Consider the following 19,044-nt stretch of genomic DNA (forward strand, 5'->3'; position numbering starts at 1 on the left):
GCTCCGGCGTGACATCGGCCAGCGAACGAACGGCCCCGGTCTCCTGTTGCGTCATGAACCCAGCTTTACACCACACGAAACAGTCGAACGCGGCGGGTTCAGTTACCGGCCAGGGTGACGGTGCGGCCGTTGAGCGGCTGGGTCGGCCGGTTGCTGTGCGCGAACAGCGAGTGGTACAGCTCGATCTCCTCCGGCGCGACCGCCACCGGCGCGCTCAACACCGTCCAGGACACGCCCTCGCTACACGGCGGCGTCGTGAGCGACCCGCGGTAGCGGAACTGATCGCGCGCGGCGGGCAGGAACGCCGACGGATCGAGCGGTCCGTCGAAGGAGACCGCCGCGTCCGCGGTTGTCGGCGCGGCAGCCAGGAGCGGTCCGAACACCGAGGGGCCTTGGCCCGCCTCCATCAGCACGCCGAGCACGGCGACTCGTCCCGCGGCGTTCTTGTGCACCAGGTGCAACTCCATCGCGGCGCCACGTCCGTCGACGGTATGCTCGCTGGGCAGATGGAAGTGGAACTGGAGCAGCTCGTAGGGCTCGCCCGCGACGAGGATGCGGTTGCCGCTGCCCTCGGGCACCTCTGCCTGGACGGTGTGGCCGTTGTTGACCAAGCGAACCGCTGGGATCGGCCGATACTCGACGTCGATGTGGTCGGCGGGGTCGAGCCGGGCGGATCCGGACAGGTCGACCGGCGACTGCTCGTGGCCGCTGCGGCAGGTCAGGAAATCACGGTCCAGGTCGGCCCAGTGGTCGGGCCCCTCGGCGTCGTAATCCCAGTGCGCGGGGATGTGCGCGGACGGACTCTCCACGTGGTCTCGCGAACTCGGCTGTTCAGCGCCACACGAGATCGCGGCGAACAGGGCGGTCGCGGCCAGCAGGGCGGCGAGCGGACGCGAACGAAACGATCGGTGAACGGACAAAGCGGATACGACTCCTCGGCATCGGCACACACGGTCCCGACACGTGCCCCGGACGGGCCGGTACTCGGCGGTGGTCGACGCGCCGGTCTGTACGGTTTGCGATGAAAATCCCTTTGGGTCAGGGGATCTCGCGGTTCGTGTCGGGCGACAGAGTAGGACCGGTCCCGCGCGACACGCCAGTGCCGCGGGCGGCGAAAAATGTCACACGACACGCGGCGGAAAAGCCGCGTGTTGCCAAGTTAGGTAAGCCTGACCTATACTCATCCTCGGCGTCAGGATCGAGAGAGTCCCGAGGGCTGCGGTGACCCCGATCCACTGCCGCGGCGGGCTCCACGTCACCACGTGGAGCCCGCCGCTCATTACTTCCGACGCCTCCGTTCTCGCTTCCTCGCACGCGACCATCGCACCGCGACAGCACATGTCGAGTTCGTGTCGGCCGTCGACACACGATCGCAAAGAACTGGACACACGACCGTCCCGGAGCGTTCATCGACGCGGGCGACGGCGGTTCATCGGGTGGACAACGCGATTGATCAAGCTCGGGTGCGCCTCGCGGAGGCTTTCCGTCTCCACCCGCGAGGCGCAACGTTCCAACCTGATGAGGGGAAGTATGAGCATGAATCGCTCCAGCGGTCTGCGAAGCGGCGGCCGCGTCGCGGGCGTCGGCGCCGCCGCGGCCGTTGCCATGGGCCTGCTGTCCACCGGCGCTGCCGACGCGGACACCTTTGTGCCACTGCCGAACGGGGAGCGGGTCGGACCGGGCGTCACGATCGCCAGGACCGGTGAGCGCGCGGTGATCTCGCCCTCGCTGGCCGCCAACGGCGCGGGCCGGGTCGCCTGGGTCTCGGGCACCGTCGTCGCCGACGTCACGGTCACCCCGGAGGGCGAGGTCGGCCCCAACAACGGCCCCGCCAACGGAGCGGGCACCAACAACTCCTCGACGCACGGCGCTTCCCAGCTGAACACCGGCTACATCGTCGGCTGCCAGGTGAGCATCGGCGACGACGCGATCAGCGCGGGCGTCTCCGGCGGCATCGACCTCAGCGGCGGCAGCATCGGCGGCTCGATCGGCCTCGAACTCGGCCCCGGCCAGGTGAAGTTCGTCCAGATCGACTACAAGGACATCCTGAAGCCCGGCGTCTACTCGGTCGAGTACCAGGACGTGGAGATCGAGATCCAGGGCTGCGCGGGTTACGCCCAGGCGCGCGCCTACACCGTCGTCGAGATCATCGGCGACCACTACTCCAAGACCACCCTCTACGGCGCGCCGTTCAGCATCGGCTGACGTCGGCAGTGGTCCACGAAACACACTCGCGCTGAAGCGACTTCAACCCTCGAGGGGCAACACAACCATGATCGATCGCAAGAGCATCGCACGGGCGGCGGGGCTCGGCGCCGCGGCCACCGTCGCGGTGGGCCTGTTCTCCACCGGCGCCGCGCACGCCGACACCTTCGTCCCGCTGCCCGGCGGCGAGATCACCAAGACCCTGACCGACGGCACCGTCGTCACGGTGCGCCTGGTCGGCGAATCCGCCACCATCAGCCCGTCCATGGGCTCGACCCCGGTGCACCGCAACGCCTGGGTGTCGGCCAGCGCGCAGGTCGAGCTGTCCGGCCCGAATGCCAAGGGCGGCAAGATCTACCCGGGCTACGTCGTCGGCTGCCAGGTCAACATCGACGGCGGCGGCGTCGAGGGCGGCGTCACCGGCGAGGTGGACTGGAGCGGGGACCAGGTGGAGCCGAACGTCGGCGCCGAGAGCGGCGGCGAGCTGTCGCTCGGACCCGGCCAGGCCAAGTCGTTCTACGTCCTCGACATCGAGGAGGCCGACGACTTCGGCAACGAGTCGCACGAGAAGCGCAACAAGTTCAAGGGCACCAGCGGCAGCGTCACCTGGGCCGACACCACTATCGGCCTGTCCGGCTGTGGCGGTTACGCGCAGGCGCGCTCGTTCGTCAAGGTGAAGGTCGAGACCACCAACGTGATGTCGGTGATCACGCTGTGGGGCAAGCCCTTCAGCATCGGCTGATCTCGCCACGAGCGTCATCGGGGCCCGGCGTCGACACGCCGGGCCCCGGTCGTTTCTCGTCGGAACACCCTGCGGACGTTCCGGCACGACTTCCGCTCCCGGCCGAAAGGCGCTCAGCGCGACCAGAGTTCGGTGTTAGGCAGTGCGGCCAGCTCCGCGTGCACCTGATCGTCGACGGTGACGCTCACGCCGTAGCGTTCCAGTTCGACGGACAACCTCCGCGCGACGGCCGCGGCGGCGCGATATTCGAGGACGGCTCCCCCGTCGGGAAAACGCAGCCGCACGCGGACTTCGTCCGCGGATTCGTCGGCCGTCATGACCCCACTCGACGCGCGCGCGAGTCCTGTCGGGCACCGGAAGCCCCGATGGCACACCGCCGGGTTCGTCGGTCGCGCGCTCGGCTCATCGGGCGGTCGATCCGCCGAGGCACGGCGTCCTCCTCCGTGACGAACGGCGGTGTCCGGCCGGGGGTTCCGGTGACCGGGTGGGTGCGCAGCACCACGGCCGCGGGAACCGCGCACGACTCCACGACCGGGGCTGCCTCACGGTGATCATGGTGACCGAGCTTCATTGCGACGATTCGAACGATCAGTTTGCGATCTCATGACGAACCCGCGACGGCGGGCAGCACAACGACGAAACGCGCACCGCCCCCAGGTCGTTCGACGCACGCGATGGCGCCGCGGTGCGCGGCCACCGTCTCCGCGACGAGGGCGAGCCCGATGCCGGTGCCCGCCGTGGACCGCCGGCTCGTGCGAACCGTCGCGAAGCGCTCGAAGATGCGCTCGCGGTCGGGTTCCGGAACGCCGGGGCCCGCGTCGTCGACGGCGAGCACGGCGTGCTGCCCCTCCCTGCCGACCCGCACCCCGACGACGCCGTCCCCGTGCCGGTCCGCGTTCTCCAGCAGATTGGCTACGGCGCGCTCCAGCTCGATCTTTCGGCCCTCGACGACGACATCCGACTCGACGTGCAGCAACGCGGTGTCGTAGTTGCGCGCCGCGAGGGTGTTGGACAGCAACTCGCCGAGCGAGAGCGGCTCCAGATCCGAGCGGTGGATGCCCGCCTCCGCTCTGGCCAGCGCGAGCAGATCCTCCAGCAGGCGGCGCAGGTGGTCGAGTTCGGCGTTCACCAGGCCGAGCGCTTGGCGCGGCCGCTCGGGCAGTTCCTCGGTGTGCCTGTTCATCACGGCGACGCCGGTGGTCAGTGTGGTCAGCGGGGTACGCAGCTCGTGACCGATGTCGGAGACCAGCCTGCGTTCCCGCTCGATGCGCCGCTGCAGCGCGTCGACCATGGCGTTGAACGCGTCCACCGTGGTCGAGAGGTCCCGGTCGCGGGAGCTCGGCAGCCGGATCTCGTGCTCCCCCGCGGCGATTCGGGCCGCGGTCCGTGCCACTTGGCGCAGCGGCTTCAGCGCGTGGTGACTCGCCCACACGCCGAGCGCCGCGCCGATAGCTACCGCGACGAGGCCGCAGACGATCAACACGTTGCGCAGCATGCGCAGGGTGGCCTCGAGCTCGGTCAGTGGCGCGAATTCGTAGAGAACGCCGCCCTCTTCGCTCAATACGACGCCGGTCCGCAGGTACGACCGCCCGCCCAGCGTTACGCGTTCGGTGGGTCCCGGTCCGAGCCTGCCGCGCCCCTGCGGCAGCACCACTGCGGGATCGGAGTCGAAATCCGGATGGCTACTTGCCCATTCGGAATCCCATCGCAGCAGCACCACGGTGTTGGCCGGCGGGTTGAGCGCGCGCAGAGCGGTAGCGGCGTTCGCGCCGGGGTCGTCGAGCAGGGCGCGCAGCATCTCGGCGTGCGCCTCCGCGCCCCGCTCCACCGTCCGGACACGCTGGGACTCCATGTAATCGCGGCCGATCATGAAGACGGACGCGACGAGAACCAAGGCCACCAGGCTCGCGCTGGACGCGAAGACGAAGACGACGCGCCCGCGCAGGCTGCGCAACGGAACCAGCGCTTGGCGGCGATCAGGCCTGGACATCGAGGCGATAGCCGAGGCCGCGCACGGTGACGACGAGGCGAGGATCGGACGGGTCGCGCTCGATCTTGGTGCGCAGCCGCCGCAGGTGCACGTCGACGATCCGTTCGTCGCCGAAGAAGCCGCGGTCCCAGACGCGGTCGAGCAGCACGGGACGGCTGAGCACGAAGCCGGGGTTCTCGGCCAGTTCGCACAGCAGCCGGAATTCGGTCAGGGTGAGATGCAGGTCGTCCCCGCCGCAGCGGACCGTGCCGCGCTGCGGCGAAAGCACAAGGCGGCGAGCGGCGTCCAGCACGATGTCCTGGGGCGCGTCGCGTTCGGCGGTCAGACCCGCGCGCCTGCGCAGCGCGCGCATGCGGGCGGTGATCTCCTTGACCTCGAACGGCTTGGTGACGAAGTCGTCGGCGCCCGCCTCCAGGGCGGCCACGACGTCGTGGGTGTCGTCGCGGGCGCTGACCACGATGATCGGCACCTGGTGGTCGCGCCGGATCTCCCGGATACAGGTGAAGCCGTCCATGCCGCCGAGCATCAGGTCGATGATCATCACGTCCGGTGCGCCGTTGTCGCGCAGGTGCTCCAGCGCCGTCTCCGCGGCCTCGGCCTCGGCGACGTCATAGCCCTCGTCCTCCATCGCCAACCGCAACGCGGTCCGTACCCGGTCGTCGTCCTCGACGATCATCAGCTGAGTCATGCCACTCCTCGCGCTGACGATCAGGGCCTTCCGAGACACCGACGCGCCGCGTCAGCATCGGCCGCGGTTCACCGGCGCGCAGAGTACCCAACCGAGATGACGGGAAAACACCGCCGCGGCGAACGCGGGTGAACTCAGCGAACCAGGCAGGCGGCGCGGCGGACCGGCAGTCCGCGCTCCTCCAGCGCGAGCAGCAGTCCTTGCCCGCGCCGGGCGCCGTCCTCGGCGTCGGTGCGGGCCAGATCCGGCACGTAAGTCGCGGCGCCGACGAGGGATTCGCCGACCAGCGACCAGAACCGCCGCGCGCTCAGACCGGAACACCTGGCGAGGCCGTGCTGGATCAGGGTCAGCGACGGTTCGCAGCGATGCGCAAGCCAGACGAACATGGCGCGCTCGCAGGGCAATGTCACCACACCCGGCTCCCCGGCGGAGCGTTCGCCGTCGATCGCGCGAATGGTGATGTCCTCCACACCCGCCCAGTCGATGCCGCCGTCGTTGTCGTGGTGCACCCAGAGGTTCTCCAGGCCGGGATCCCACGCCTTGCCCTCGGCGACGAGCAGCGCGGCCACCCGTCCGATCACCGCGTGGATCAGCGCGGTGGCGACCACTTCGGCGGCGGTGTCGGCGCTGATCATCTCGGCGGCGTGGCGCCGGTACATCAGCTCGATGCGGCCTTCGCGCAGCCCCTCGGACAGCTTCCACCATCGGCGTTTGCCCTGATCACCCATGGCGGCAACGGCATACACTCGCGGATGCTCCGGCTGCAGGCCCCGCAGCCGTGTGCAGGCGCGACCGAACGCCACCTCGGCGTCGCGGACCTGGCGGGTTGTCAATGGCTCGAGCATCGAACCTCCTCGGGATCGGCTCCTCATAGAGTCGAGTTCGGAAGATAGGTTAGGCTTACCCAACCTGGCAACCCCGGGGCACAACTAGGTTCAGCACCACAACGACAGGAGCAGTACGTCACCGTGACACCCCTTGCCACTGTGAGGCGGCGTCGCCTGACCGGCCTTGTCCTCCTGTTCGCGCTGTTGTTCCTCGCGGCGGTGGCGAGCATCGCGCTCGGTTCGCGGTCGCTGTCGCCCGGCACCGTCTACGACGCCGTGCGCGACGCGCTGACCTGCCAAGGCGGTCCGTTCAGCTGCCAGGCGCAGACCGCCGAGGAGCAGATCGTGCGGTCGCTGCGATTGCCGCGTACCGCGCTCGCGGTGCTCACCGGCATCGCGCTCGGCGTCACCGGCGCGCTGATCCAGGGCTACACCCGCAACCCGCTGGCGGACACGAGCCTGCTCGGACTCAATTCCGGCGCGGCCTTTCTCGCCGCGCTGAGCATGTACCTGTTCGGCTTCACCTTGGCCGAGCAGTACATCTGGTTCGCGTTCGCCGGAGCGTTGCTGACGGGGCTCGCTGTGTTCGGGTTCTCGTCCATCGGCGGCGGCAAGGCCAGTCCGCTCAGCCTGGTGCTCGCGGGCGCCGCGCTCACCGCGTTCTTGCAGGCCATGACGAATGCCATTGTGCTGCTGGATCCCTCGGCGCTGGACACCTACCGCTTCTGGGTGGTCGGCACGGTCGCCGGGCGGGACGCGCAGGTGTTCTGGCAGGTGCTGCCGTTCTTGGCGCTCGGCTTGCTGCTCGCCGTCGTCGCCGCGCCCGGTCTCAATCTGCTCACCCTCGGCGACGAGGTCGCGCGCGGGCTCGGCGTGCACGTCGGCCGCAGCCGCGCCCTCGGGCTCACCGCGGTGGTGCTGCTGTGCGGCGGTGCGACCGCGGCCGTCGGACCGATCGCCTTTCTCGGACTCATCGTCCCGCACGCCGCGCGGCTGTTCACCGGACCCGACTTCCGCTGGCTCATCCCCTATTCGGGCTTGCTCGGCGCGCTGCTGTTGCTGGTCGCCGACGTCGCGGGCAGGCTCGTCGCGCGGCCGGGCGAGCTCCAGGCCGGTGTGATGCTGGCCGTCGTCGGCGCCCCCTTCTTCATCGCGCTCGTGCGCCGCCGAAAGCTGGTGAACCTGTGAGGCTCGAACGATCCGTCACCGCGACCGCCGGGAGGACACGGTGAACGTCGACGTGAAAACCACGGATACGCAGGCCGTTTCGGCCGAGCTGCGCCGGGTGCGGCCCGCCTTGCGGATCGGTCCGGTCTCGCTGGTGTTGCGACCGGTGATGGTCGCGATCGTGCTGGCGCTCGCGGTGCTGGTCTTCGCCCTGTTCTGCGTGGACATCGCCGTGGGCGACACGCACATTCCGATCGGGCGGGTGCTCGACGTGCTCTCCGGCGGCGGCAGCCGCTCGCAGCGCTACATCGTGCTCGACTCGCGGCTGCCGCGCGCGCTCACCGCCGTGATCGTCGGCGCGGCACTCGGACTCGCGGGCGCGATCACCCAGTCGATCCTGCACAACCCGCTCGCCAGTCCCGACATGCTGGGCATCACAACGGGAGCCAGCCTCGGCGCGGTGTCGGTACTGGTCGCCACCGGCGGCGCCACGACTGGCTTCGCCGCCACCCTCGGCGCACCGCTCGCCGCGTTGGTCGGCGGATTGCTGACCGCCGCCGTGATCTACACGCTCGCGCTCGGCCGCACCGCCGCAGGCGAATTCGGCGCGACCGGACTGCGGCTCGTGCTCATCGGCATCGGCGTCAACATGTTGCTCATGGGCGGCATCAACTGGGTGCTCACGCTCGGAACCTGGCAGGACGCCGCCCGCGCGCAGCTGTGGCTGACCGGATCGCTCAACGGCGCCGACCGGGACCAGTTCGTGCCCGCGGCAATCGCGCTGGCCCTCGTCGCGCTCGTCGCGGTGGGTTCGGCGCGCACGCTGGCCGCGCTGCGGCTCGGCACCGAGACCACCCGGTCGCTCGGCGTGCGAATCCAGACCCAGCAGGCCATCCTGATCGGCGCGTCGGTGGTGGCGGCCTCGGTGGCGACCGCGGCCGCCGGTCCGATCGCGTTCGTCGCGCTGGCCGGACCGCAGATCGCGCGCCGACTGCTGCGCACGCCGGGAGAACCGTTGATCGGCTCGGCGCTGATCGGTGCGATCCTGGTGGTCGGAGCGGACGCGGCCGCACGCACGCTGTTTCCGATGGACCTGCCCGTCGGCATCGTGACCGCCGGATTCGGCGGACCGTTCCTGCTGTACCTGCTCGTGCGTATGAACCGGAAGGCGACCCTGTCATGACCGTCACCACCACCGCCGCCGCGCACCAGCTGGCCGCAGAACAGATCAGCCTCGGCTACGGCGACCGCGTCATCGTCGACGGGCTCACCCTGGACATCACCCCCGGTGTGATCACCACCGTCATCGGCCCCAACGGCTGCGGCAAGTCCACCCTGCTGCGCTCGCTCGGTCGGTTGCTACGACCGCGCGGGGGCCGAATCCTGTTGGACGGCAAGGCCATTTCCTCGATGAAGACCAAGGACGTCGCGCGCGTCGTCGGCATGCTTCCGCAGACGCCGGTCGCGCCGGAGGGGTTGACGGTCGCCGATCTGGTCGCGCGCGGGCGTCATCCGCACCAGTCCTGGATCCGGCAGTGGTCGGCGGCGGACGAGACGGAGGTGATGACCGCGCTCGAGCAGACCGGCATCGCCGACTTGGCCGACCGCGCGCTCGACGAGCTCTCGGGCGGCCAGCGCCAGCGCGCCTGGATCTCCATGGCGCTGGCGCAGGGCACCGACATCCTGTTGCTCGACGAGCCGACGACCTACCTGGACCTCGCGCATTCGCTCGAGGTGCTCGATCTGGTCGACCGGCTGCACGACGATCTCGGCCGCACCGTGGTGATGGTGCTGCACGACCTGAACCTGGCCATCAGGTACAGCGATCAGCTCGTCGTCATGCACGCCGGACGGATCGTCGCGCAGGGCGCCCCCGCCGACATCGTCACTGCCGCGCTGCTCAAAGAGGTCTTCGGGTTGGACGCCTCGGTGCTCGAGGACCCGGTGTCCGGTCGGCCGATGATCGTGCCGATCGGCGCCCGGCACGTACTGCCCGGCGCGACCGCGGAGTGATCCATCCCGTTCGCGAGGTATGACCAATACCACACAGCTACCGGACAGTTACGACAGGGTGTAGTACGCATTCGTGTCGTTGGGTCCGTAAACTTGGGGAATGGCAGGACTCGGTGAACTCGAGAAAGCGGTCATGGACCAGTTGTGGTCGAGCGATGAACCGCAGACCGTCCGGCAGGTGCACGAAGCACTGGCCGCGCGCCGCGAACTCGCGTACACCACGGTGATGACCGTGTTGCAGCGACTCGCCAAGAAGAATCTGGTGGTCCAGCGGCGCGACGACCGCGCGCATCGGTACGCGCCGGTGCACACCCGCGACGAACTGGTCGCCTCCCTGATGGTGGACGCGCTGCAACAGGCCGACGCTGCGGGCAGCCGCGCCGCCGCGCTGGTGCATTTCGTGGAGCAGGTCGGACGTGACGAAGCGGATGCGCTGCGCGAGGCACTCGCTAAGCTCGAGGCATCCGAAGGCAATCAACCACCGCCCAAGTAGTATCGGGGATGGCCGCACGGCCCCCGGGCCTCACAAAGCCGTGAGCGCCAGGCCCCACAACGCAGTGAGCTGAGTCGATGAACGCAACCGCGCCGGTCTTCGCCGGTCTCGCCTTGCTTCTCGCGGGGCCCGCCCCTGCGCTGCTCAGCCGTGCGACGTGGCCGTACCGGACGCCGCGCGCCGCACTCGTGTTGTGGCAGGCCATCGCGCTCGCCGCCGTGCTCAGCGCGTTCGGTTCCGGTCTCGCCATCGCCGCCGAACTGCTGGTGCCGGGGCCCGACGGACGTCCCACCACCTCTCCCACCCGCGAGATCGACGCGCTCGGCCTGCCACTGTGGCTGGCCTACGTCACCGTCTTCGCGCTGACACTGTTGATCGGCGCGCGGCTGATCTTCTCGGTGATCCGCGTCGGAGTGCACACCCGCAGGCGCCGGGCGCGGCATCGCATGCTGGTCGACCTGCTCGACCAGAGCGGTCCGCACCGCCCCGCGCACGACATCCGGGTGCTCGCCGCGCCCGAACCGATCGCCTACTGCCTGCCCGGCCTTCGCCAGCGGGTGGTGCTCAGTGCGGGCACGCTGACCAACCTGGACCAGTCCGAGGTCAAGGCCATCGTCAGCCACGAGCGCTCGCACCTGCGGGCCAGGCACGATCTGGTGCTCGAGGCGTTCACCGCGGTGCACGAGGCGTTCCCGCGGGTGGTGCGCAGCAAGGCCGCGCTCGGCTCGGTCAAGCTGTTGATCGAGTTGCTCGCCGACGATTCCGCCGTCAAGGTCACCGGTCCCAAACCGCTCGCGCGGGCGCTGGTGGCGTGCGCGAAGTCGACCGCGCCGCAGGGCGCGCTGGCCGCGGGCGGTCCCACCACGCTGATCCGCATCCAGCGGCTGAGCGGGCGGGTCGGTGATTTCCGGGTGGCCTCGGCCGCGTATCTCGGCTCGGTCGCCATCCTCGTGGTTCCCACGTTGGCCGTCGCGGTACCCTGGCTGGTCGAACTCAGTCGGTTGTTCCACCACTGACCTCCTCGATCCGGCGGTCGCCGGTCGCTCGCTTCACTCCGTTCAGGACGTCGCGGTCCGCCGCGCCCGTTCGCGTGCCGAACTCGTCGCGCACGTCGAAACACACGAAAGGCCCCCACCCTTTGACTCCCTCGCCCGCCGCCGCGGCGCCCAGCGTCACCTTCGCTGATCTGGGCCTGCCCGTTCCGCTCGTCCAGGCGCTACGCCGCGACGGCATCGAGGCGCCCTTCCCCATCCAGGCCGCGACGGTCCCGGACACGCTGGCGGGCAAGGACGTGCTCGGGCGCGGCCCGACCGGATCGGGCAAGACGCTCGCCTTCGGACTGCCCATGCTGGCCCGGCTCGCGGGTGGCGCCGCCAAGCCGGGGCGGCCGCGCGGACTGGTGCTGGTGCCCACGAGAGAGCTGGCCGCCCAGATCGAGCGCGCGCTCGACGAGCCCGCGCTCTCTCTCGGACTGCGCATCGCCTCGGTGGTGGGCGGCGCGCCGATCAAGCGCCAGGCCGACCGGCTGGCGCGTGGCGTCGACCTGCTCATCGCCACCCCCGGCCGGTTGCAGGACCTGGTCCTGCAAGGCTCGGCCGACCTGTCCGACGTGCTGATCACCGCGCTGGACGAGGCCGACCACATGGCCGACATGGGCTTCCTTCCGCAGGTCACCAAGTTGCTCGACCGGACGCCGAAAGACGGTCAGCGTCTGCTGTTCTCCGCCACCCTGGACGGCGATGTCGACAAGCTGGTCAAGCGCTACCTGCGCTCGCCTGTGACGCATTCCACCGCGCCGCCGTCGGCCGCGGTCGCCACGATGTCCCACCACCTGCTGTACGTGCACAAGGCCGACAAGCGCGACGTCGTCGCCGAGATCGCGTCCCGCGACGGGCTCACCATCCTGTTCGTGCGCACCAAGCACGGCGCGGACCGGCTGGCCAAGCAACTGCGCGCCGCCGGTGTCGCGGCGGGTGCGCTGCACGGCGGCAAGGCGCAGAACAACCGGACGCGAACGCTCGCGGCCTTCGCCGACGGCAGCGTTCCGGTGCTCGTCACCACCGACGTCGCCGCCCGCGGCATCCACGTCGACGGCATCTCCCTCGTCGTGCACGTCGACCCGCCCGCGGAGCCCAAGGCCTACCTGCACCGGGCGGGCCGCACCGCCCGCGCAGGCGAGGACGGCGTCGTCGTCACCTTGGTCACCGAGGTCGAGCGGACCGACGTGGAGAAGATGACCCGCAAGGCGGGCGTGGATATCGAAGGCGTCGAGGTGTCGCCCGGTGATCGACGGCTGGCCGCGATCACCGGCGCGCGGAGACCGTCCGGTGTTCCGGTCACCCTGCCCGGCGCCGTGGTGAAGTCCGAAGGAGCCGACGAACGCGGCTCTTCGGCGGGAGCGAAGGGCAACGGACGCCGGGGGGCCGCGGGTGCGAAGTCCAGCGGGTCCCGGGCTACAGCTGGCCGTGGGGCCGGTGCTGGAGCCAAGCCCAACACGAGCCACGCCGCCGCTGAAGAGCGCCGCGCGACGCGGGGAGCCACTGAGCGCCGCGCCACCGGCGAAGCCGGGCCTCGCGGACGAGGCCGCACCGCGGAAGCGAAGTCCGACGGACGACGCGCCAACGTCGCGGCGAGATCCGGCGGACGACGCGGCACCGGACAGTCGACGGCCTACGCGGAAATGCCCACCGAGGCAAGGCATTCCCGCGGCAACCGCTCGACCACCGCCGCGGGCCGCCCGGCTCGCACGGAGGGGGTGCGCTCGACCGAAAGCCGTAGCACCGCAACCGAATCCGCTCGACGCTCCACGGCGGACGGCACGTCGGCCGCGCACACCACCCCGAACCGCCGCCGCACCGACACCCGCGATCGCATCGCGCCCCGCTCCGACGGTTCCGCCCCGGCCCCCCGCACCCGCGCGGGCCGCCGCTCGGCCGAACCCACGCCGACACGGGACACCGGCCAGCCCCGCCACCGCAGCTCCGGCCAACGCCGCCGCCCCAACTGACCGCCTCGCACACACCGGGTTTCGCTCGCGGCAGAGTCGCCACACACCCACTACACGCCTCACACAGACACCGACTATGTGAGGCGTGAAGAAGGTCTGTGCCAACGCCGGACACCACCGGCCAGCCCCGCCACCGCGGCACCGGCCAAACGGCGCCGCCCCGACTGACCGCCTCGGGCACCGGGATTCGTCCGCAGCAGAGTCGCCACACACCCACCGCACGCCTCACACAGGCACCGACTATGTGAGGCGTGCACAAGATCTGTGTCAGCCCGGTCGATGCGGGCATCAGTGGTCGCGACACGCCCGGGGTGCACAGGCGACGCGCCGGGTGCGGTGGGGCGGATGGGCGGGGTTGGCTATTGGCGGGCAAACTGAGTTGGTGCCGCATCATCCGTTGGGGGCCGTGGTTTGCGCGCTTGTCGCCGCGCTGTTGTTCGCGGTGGCGGCGGTGGCGCAGCAGCGGGCCGCGGCGGCGGTGCCGGAGGAGCAGTCGTTGGTCGGGGCGCTCGTGCGCAGTCCGCGGTGGTGGACCGGGGTCGGCGGGGACGTGGGCGGATACGCGATGCAGGTCGCGGCGCTCGCGCTGGGACCGGTGCTGCTGGTGCAGCCGATCCTTGTCAGCTCGCTGGTGTTCGCGCTGCCGCTGTCGGCGCGGCTCAATCGACGCCGGGTCGGGGCGCGCAACTGGGCGGCCGCGTCGGCGCTCGTCGCGGCACTGGCCTGCTTTCTCCTGGTCGGCAATCCCTCCGAAGGCGATTCGACTGCGCCACTGCGCGATTGGGTCGTTCCGTTGGCGATTCTGCTCGGCGCGATCGCCGCCGCGGTGGCTGTCGCGCTCGGCAGCGGCGACCGCGGCCGCCGTGCGCTGCTGTTCGGCGCGGCGGGCGGGGCGCTGTACGGGCTGGCAGCCGCGCTGACCTCCTACGTCACCGATCTGTTCGAGCACGGCCTCGGCCACGTCCTCGGCAGCTGGCAGACGTGGGCGCTGGTCGCCTCCGGCCTGGTCGGCGTCTACTTTCAGCAGCGCGCCTTCCAAGCCGGTTCGCTCACCGCCTCACTGCCCGCCGTCACCATCGCCGAACCGTTGGCCGCCGCCTTCCTCGGCCTCACCGTGCTCGACGAGAACTTGCGCACCAACGATTTCGGCGTGTTGATCACCGCGCTCGCCGTAGTCGTCATGTGCGCCACCACGATTCAGCTCTCCCGCGCCCAAGCCGCTGCCTGACGACGGATCGGCTCGGCCGCGTTCCAGGAGTCCGCGACGCGGACGCCCAGTCCCGCCAGTTGGGACCGCAGCCCCGGTGCGCCGGAGAATTGCCGCGCGACCCCGAGCTCACGGTTAGTATGGGTCAAGTGCAGTTTCTCCCTGGACACCAGCCGCCGTACGACCTCACCTACGACGACATCTTCCTCGTCCCGAACCGGACCGACGTCGCGTCCCGATTCGACGTGGACCTGTCGACCGTCGACGGTTCCGGCACCACCATTCCCATCGTCGTGGCGAACATGACCGCGGTCGCGGGCCGCCGCATGGCCGAGACGGTCGCGCGGCGCGGCGGCCTCGTCGTCCTCCCGCAGGACCTGCCGATCAGCGCGGCCGCCGACACCATCGCGTTCGTCAAGAGCCGCTCGCTCACCGCCGACACCCCGGTCACCCTCGACCCGGATCGGTCGGTCTCCGAGGCCGTTGCGCTGATGCACAAGCGTGCGCACGGAGCCCTGGTCGTGGTCGAGGACGGCAAGCCGGTCGGCGTGGTCACCGAGGGCTCGTGCACCGACGTGGACCGTTTCGCTCGGCTGCGCGAGGTCGCCGTCACCGATTTCGTACAGGCGCCAGCGAGCACTTCCCCCCGCGAACTGTTCGACCTGCTCGAGTCCGAGCACGCGCACTTGGCCGTGCTCACCGCCGAGGACGGCTCGCTGGCCGGCGTGATGACCCGCACCGGCGCCATCCGCGCGGGCATCTACCAGCCCAACGTCGACGGCAACGACCAGCTGCGCGTCGCGGCCGCGGTCGGCATCAACGGCGACGTGGCCGCGAAGGCCAAGGCGCTGGTCGACGCGGGCGCCGACCTGCTCGTCATCGACACGGCGCACGGGCACCAGGCGAAGATGCTCGAGACGTTGCGCGCGGTCGCCGACCTCGGCCTCGGCGTGCCGCTGGTCGCGGGCAACGTGGTCTCGGCCGAGGGCACCCGCGATCTCGCCGCAGCGGGCGCGGACATCGTCAAGGTCGGTGTCGGCCCCGGCGCCATGTGCACCACGCGGATGATGACCGGCGTCGGTCGCCCGCAGTTCTCGGCCGTTGCCGAATGCGCCACCGCCGCAAAGGAACTCGGCGTGCACGTCTGGGCAGACGGCGGTGTCCGGCACCCGCGCGACGTGGCGCTGGCGCTGGCCGCGGGCGCGTCCAACGTGATGATCGGTTCCTGGTTCGCGGGCACCTACGAGTCCCCCGGCGATCTCCGGGTGGACCGCGACGGCAACGCCTACAAGGAGAGCTTCGGCATGGCCTCCAAGCGCGCCGTCGCCGCGCGCACCGCCACCGACAGCGGATTCGATCGGGCGCGCAAGGCGCTGTTCGAGGAAGGCATCTCCAGCTCGCGCATGCGACTGGACCCGGAGCGCCCCGGCGTGGAGGACCTGATCGACCACATCTGCTCCGGCGTGCGCAGCGCGTGCACCTACGCGGGCGCCCGCACCCTCGCCGAATTCCACGACAAGGCCGTGCTCGGCGTGCAGTCCGCCGCGGGCTTCGCGGAAGGACGTCCGCTGCCGAGCGGATGGTGAGCACCGACACGCGAACAGAGCCGCTACCGGCCGACGCGATCCACCGCGTCTGCCGGTAGCATGGTGGTTGCCGGGTCCGCCCGGCGCCACGATTCCGCATGCCGAAAGGAACAAGTTGTCACCCGCGTCCGAGGGCGCCGCACAGGAGGGCTCCTCTACCGAGCCGGGTGACAAACCCGGCGCTCTCCTTCTCGCAGCAAGCCAGCCCGAACCAGCTCGTCCCCGCGCGTCCCGTGATTCCGCGCTCCGCGGGCGGTGTTGATCGTGTCCACCGTCCTCACCATTCTCAGCCTGGTCGGGTTCGTCGCACTCACCGCGGGCACCGCGCTGTTCGTCGCTGCCGAATTCTCCCTCACCGCCCTGGAACGCAGCACCGTCGAGGCGCACGCCCGCACCGGTGACGTGCGCTCGCGAATGGTCCGGCAGGCGCACCGCACGCTGTCGTTCCAGCTGTCCGGCGCCCAGCTCGGCATCACCATCACCACGCTGATCACCGGATACATCGCCGAGCCGGTGATCGCCCGCCTGCTCGCGCCTGCGTTCACCGCCGTCGGCCTGAACTCGAGTGCGGCCAACGGCGTCTCGCTGGCACTGGCCCTGGTGCTGGCCACCTCGCTGTCGATGATCTACGGCGAGCTGGTGCCCAAGAACATCGCCATCGCCAAGCCGATGGCGACCGCGCGGATGACCGCGGGCCCGATGGTCGCCTTCTCGGTGGTGTTCAAGTGGATGATCCACTTCCTGAACAGCACCGCGAACTGGGTGGTGCGCCGCCTCGGCGTGGAGCCGGCGGAGGAGCTGCGCTCGGCGCGTTCGCCGCAGGAGCTCGGCTCGCTGGTGCGCACCTCCGCGCAGCGCGGCGCGCTGGATCAACGCACCGCGCTGGTGATGGACCGCTCGCTGCAGTTCGGCGAGCGCAGCGCCGAGGAGCTGATGACGCCGCGGGTGAAGGTGGAGTCGCTGGACAAGTCCGACACCATCGCCGATCTGATCGCCGCCGCCAGCCGCACCGGCTACTCGCGGTTCCCGGTGATCGACGGCGATCTCGACAACACCCTCGGCGTTGTGCACGTCAAGCAGGCGTTCACCCATCCCGCGAACGTGCGGAGCACCATCCCGTTGCAACTGCTGGCGCGCCCCGTTCCGGTGGTGCCCGCCAGCCTCGACGGTGACGAGGTGCTCGAACGCGTCCGCGCCGACGGCATGCAGGTCGCGCTGGTCGTCGACGAGTACGGCGGCACCGCGGGCATGGTCACCATGGAGGACCTGATCGAGGAGATCCTCGGCGACGTGCGCGACGAGCACGACGAAGAGGAGCGCGACGTGCGCCGGGTCTCCGACGGCTGGGACTGCTCGGGCCTGCTGCGCATCGACGAGGTCTCCCGCGCCACCGGCTACGACGCGCCAGAAGGCGAATACGAAACGCTCGGCGGCCTGGTGCTGACCGGTCTCGGCCGCATCCCCGTGGTCGGTGACGAGGTGGTGCTGCCCAATTCGACCGCCAATCACAGACACCCGTACGAAACCGACCAGGGCGGCTGGATCGCCAGGGTTGAACGCATGGACGGCCGCCGCATCGACCGGGTCCGGCTGATCCCCGTCACGCCGGAGGCGCTGGTCGCCCGCGCGGCGCAGGAGCACAGCCATGGGTGATCTGTTCGGTGTCCTGCTCACGGTGGTGCTGCTCGCGGGCAACGCCTTCTTCGTCGCCGCCGAGTTCGCGCTGATCTCCGCGCGCCGCGACCGCCTCGAGGCGCTGGCCGCCCAGGGCAAACGCAACGCCACCACGGTCATTCGGGCCGGTGAGAACCTGTCGATGATGCTGGCCGCCGCGCAGCTGGGCATCACGATCTGTTCGATTCTGCTCGGCCGCGTCGGCGAACCGGCCGTCGCGCACCTGCTGGAGGGACCGTTCGAGCTGATCGGCCTGCCCGACCAGCTGCTGCATCCGGTGGCCTTCGCCATCGCGCTGACCATCGTGGTGATCCTGCACATCCTCTTCGGCGAGATGATCCCGAAGAACATCGCGCTGGCCGGGCCGGAACGCAGTGCGCTGCTGCTCGTTCCGATGCACCTGATGTGGTTGCGGGTGGCTCGTCCGCTGATCGCGATCTACAACCTGGCGGCGAATCTGTCGCTGCGGCTGCTGCGCATCGAGCCCAAGGACGAGCTGGACGCCACTGTGTCCAGCGTGGAGCTGGCCGAGATGATCGGCGAGTCCCGCTCGGAGGGTCTGCTCGACGAGGAGGAGCACCGCCGTCTGACCCAGGCGCTCGGCACGTCCGACCGGGTCGTCGCCGACGTGATGGTGCCGCTGGCAACGACCCGCTCGGTGCCGTTGCGCGGCAATGGCACCACGCTCGGCGACGTCGAGACCGCTGTCACGGAGACCGGCTTCTCCCGCTACCCGGTGCGCGCGAGCGACGGTTCGCTGGTCGGCTACCTGCACGTGAAGGACGTGCTGGACAAGGTCGCCGACGAGTCGGCGGGTCCGAACACTCCGATCCCGCGCACCGACATCCGCCCGCTTCCGACGGTCGGCACCGGCACCACGCTCTTCGAGGCGCTGGCTCGCCTGCGCCGCACCAGCAGCCACCTCGGTCGCGTCGTCGACACCCGCGGCAACACCGTCGGCATCGTCGCGCTCGAGGATCTGGTCGAGGAGTTCGTCGGCACGGTGCGCGACACCACCCACCGGATCATCGAATGATGTGCCGCGCCACCGTGTTCGAGCGCGGTAGCGGCCCGCGCGGTGGCGCCGTTTCACGATCGTCACGAGGCGCAGGGGAGCCGTCGTGACGGTCGATGACGTGCTGGCGGAATCGGAGTGGCGCGGGCGGGCCGCCGCGTACCTGGCACGGTTGGACGAGCTCGTCGGACCGTATCTGGCGCGCCGGGCCGCCGGTGATACGCATCCGGTGGTCGACTTCCTGTTCACCTATTACGGCAACAAGCCCACCCAGTTGCGCCGGTGGCATCCCGGATTCGGTATCGGGCTGGCCGGGGCGCGCGAGTACGAAGGGGCGCGGGGATATCACCGGGTCTCGGTGCCCGAATGGTCCGACCGGCTCCCGGCGCACGAGTCGTTCCGGCACTCCGCAACCGAGATCTCCGACCGT

16 protein-coding genes and 2 pseudogenes are annotated in these 19,044 nt (G+C 70.3%); 13 read left to right on the forward strand and 5 right to left on the reverse strand.

Features of this window, described 5'->3' with window-relative positions; genetic code table 11:
* Positions 1 to 98: 98 nt before the first annotated feature.
* On the reverse strand, positions 99 to 920 hold the full coding sequence (locus NAM01S_RS02135) for a carbonic anhydrase (protein WP_067778273.1): 822 nt from the start codon (positions 918 to 920) through the stop codon (positions 99 to 101).
* A gap of 610 nt (positions 921 to 1,530) precedes the next feature.
* On the opposite strand from NAM01S_RS02135, the gene NAM01S_RS02145 reads away from it, so the two are divergent.
* Both NAM01S_RS02145 and NAM01S_RS02150 read left to right on the forward strand, forming a co-directional pair.
* Positions 1,531 to 2,205 carry an MspA family porin gene (locus NAM01S_RS02145; protein ID WP_067778275.1) on the forward strand — a complete coding sequence of 225 codons (675 nt, stop codon included), beginning with the start codon at positions 1,531 to 1,533 and terminating at the stop codon, positions 2,203 to 2,205.
* A 67-nt stretch (positions 2,206 to 2,272) separates the two neighbouring features.
* Positions 2,273 to 2,947, forward strand: a complete 675-nt coding sequence (locus tag NAM01S_RS02150; protein ID WP_067778276.1) for an MspA family porin — start codon at positions 2,273 to 2,275, stop codon at positions 2,945 to 2,947.
* A gap of 113 nt (positions 2,948 to 3,060) precedes the next feature.
* Here NAM01S_RS02150 and NAM01S_RS02155 read toward each other — a convergent pair whose 3' ends face one another.
* From NAM01S_RS02155 to NAM01S_RS02170, 4 genes are all read right to left on the reverse strand, one after another.
* Positions 3,061 to 3,264, reverse strand: a complete 204-nt coding sequence (locus NAM01S_RS02155; protein ID WP_067778277.1) for a hypothetical protein — start codon at positions 3,262 to 3,264, stop codon at positions 3,061 to 3,063.
* Between the two features lie 284 nt (positions 3,265 to 3,548).
* Entirely contained in the window at positions 3,549 to 4,937 is a 1,389-nt protein-coding gene (locus NAM01S_RS02160; RefSeq protein ID WP_067778278.1) for an ATP-binding protein, read from the reverse strand.
* Complete coding sequence (locus NAM01S_RS02165) at positions 4,924 to 5,625, reverse strand: response regulator transcription factor (protein ID WP_067778279.1); 702 nt, start codon at positions 5,623 to 5,625, stop codon at positions 4,924 to 4,926. Before NAM01S_RS02165 ends, NAM01S_RS02160 begins: the two co-directional genes overlap by 14 nt.
* A 134-nt stretch (positions 5,626 to 5,759) precedes the next feature.
* A complete protein-coding gene (locus tag NAM01S_RS02170) occupies positions 5,760 to 6,470 on the reverse strand; it encodes a hypothetical protein (RefSeq protein ID WP_067778280.1) in 711 nt (236 codons plus the stop codon).
* A 123-nt stretch (positions 6,471 to 6,593) separates the two neighbouring features.
* On the opposite strand from NAM01S_RS02170, the gene NAM01S_RS02175 reads away from it, so the two are divergent.
* The 11 genes and pseudogenes from NAM01S_RS02175 to NAM01S_RS02225 form a co-directional block, all read left to right on the forward strand.
* The gene (locus NAM01S_RS02175; RefSeq protein ID WP_067778281.1) at positions 6,594 to 7,640 is read left to right on the forward strand and encodes a FecCD family ABC transporter permease; all 1,047 of its coding nucleotides are present in this window, start codon (positions 6,594 to 6,596) and stop codon (positions 7,638 to 7,640) included.
* 40 nt (positions 7,641 to 7,680) lie between these two features.
* Positions 7,681 to 8,802 (forward strand): FecCD family ABC transporter permease, encoded by a 1,122-nt coding sequence (locus NAM01S_RS02180; protein WP_084482290.1) that lies wholly within the window; start codon positions 7,681 to 7,683, stop codon positions 8,800 to 8,802.
* Positions 8,799 to 9,632, forward strand: a complete 834-nt coding sequence (locus NAM01S_RS02185) for an ABC transporter ATP-binding protein (RefSeq protein WP_067778282.1) — start codon at positions 8,799 to 8,801, stop codon at positions 9,630 to 9,632. The genes NAM01S_RS02180 and NAM01S_RS02185 overlap by 4 nt, the downstream gene beginning before the upstream one ends.
* 100 nt (positions 9,633 to 9,732) lie before the next feature.
* The gene (locus NAM01S_RS02190) at positions 9,733 to 10,125 is read left to right on the forward strand and encodes a BlaI/MecI/CopY family transcriptional regulator (protein ID WP_067778283.1); all 393 of its coding nucleotides are present in this window, start codon (positions 9,733 to 9,735) and stop codon (positions 10,123 to 10,125) included.
* A 77-nt stretch (positions 10,126 to 10,202) separates the two neighbouring features.
* Positions 10,203 to 11,141 (forward strand): M56 family metallopeptidase, encoded by a 939-nt coding sequence (locus tag NAM01S_RS02195; RefSeq protein ID WP_067778284.1) that lies wholly within the window; start codon positions 10,203 to 10,205, stop codon positions 11,139 to 11,141.
* Between the two features lie 122 nt (positions 11,142 to 11,263).
* Positions 11,264 to 12,458, forward strand: a pseudogene (locus NAM01S_RS34680) (DEAD/DEAH box helicase); the annotation flags it as partial.
* 1,056 nt (positions 12,459 to 13,514) lie between these two features.
* The gene (locus tag NAM01S_RS02205; RefSeq protein WP_067778413.1) at positions 13,515 to 14,360 is read left to right on the forward strand and encodes a DMT family transporter; all 846 of its coding nucleotides are present in this window, start codon (positions 13,515 to 13,517) and stop codon (positions 14,358 to 14,360) included.
* Positions 14,361 to 14,488: 128 nt separating this feature from the next.
* Entirely contained in the window at positions 14,489 to 15,925 is a 1,437-nt protein-coding gene (locus NAM01S_RS02210) for a GuaB1 family IMP dehydrogenase-related protein (protein ID WP_067778415.1), read from the forward strand.
* Positions 15,926 to 16,189: 264 nt separating this feature from the next.
* Positions 16,190 to 17,578: a hemolysin family protein gene (locus NAM01S_RS02215; protein ID WP_067778418.1), complete on the forward strand. Its 1,389-nt coding sequence runs from the start codon at positions 16,190 to 16,192 to the stop codon at positions 17,576 to 17,578.
* Positions 17,571 to 18,635: a hemolysin family protein gene (locus NAM01S_RS02220; protein ID WP_067778285.1), complete on the forward strand. Its 1,065-nt coding sequence runs from the start codon at positions 17,571 to 17,573 to the stop codon at positions 18,633 to 18,635. The genes NAM01S_RS02215 and NAM01S_RS02220 overlap by 8 nt, the downstream gene beginning before the upstream one ends.
* Before the next feature lie 85 nt (positions 18,636 to 18,720).
* Positions 18,721 to 19,044: pseudogene (locus NAM01S_RS02225) on the forward strand (hypothetical protein); the annotation flags it as partial.

Origin of the sequence: Nocardia amikacinitolerans NBRC 108937, from assembly GCF_001612615.1 — a bacterium.
Taxonomy (GTDB): Bacteria; Actinomycetota; Actinomycetes; order Mycobacteriales; family Mycobacteriaceae; genus Nocardia; species Nocardia amikacinitolerans.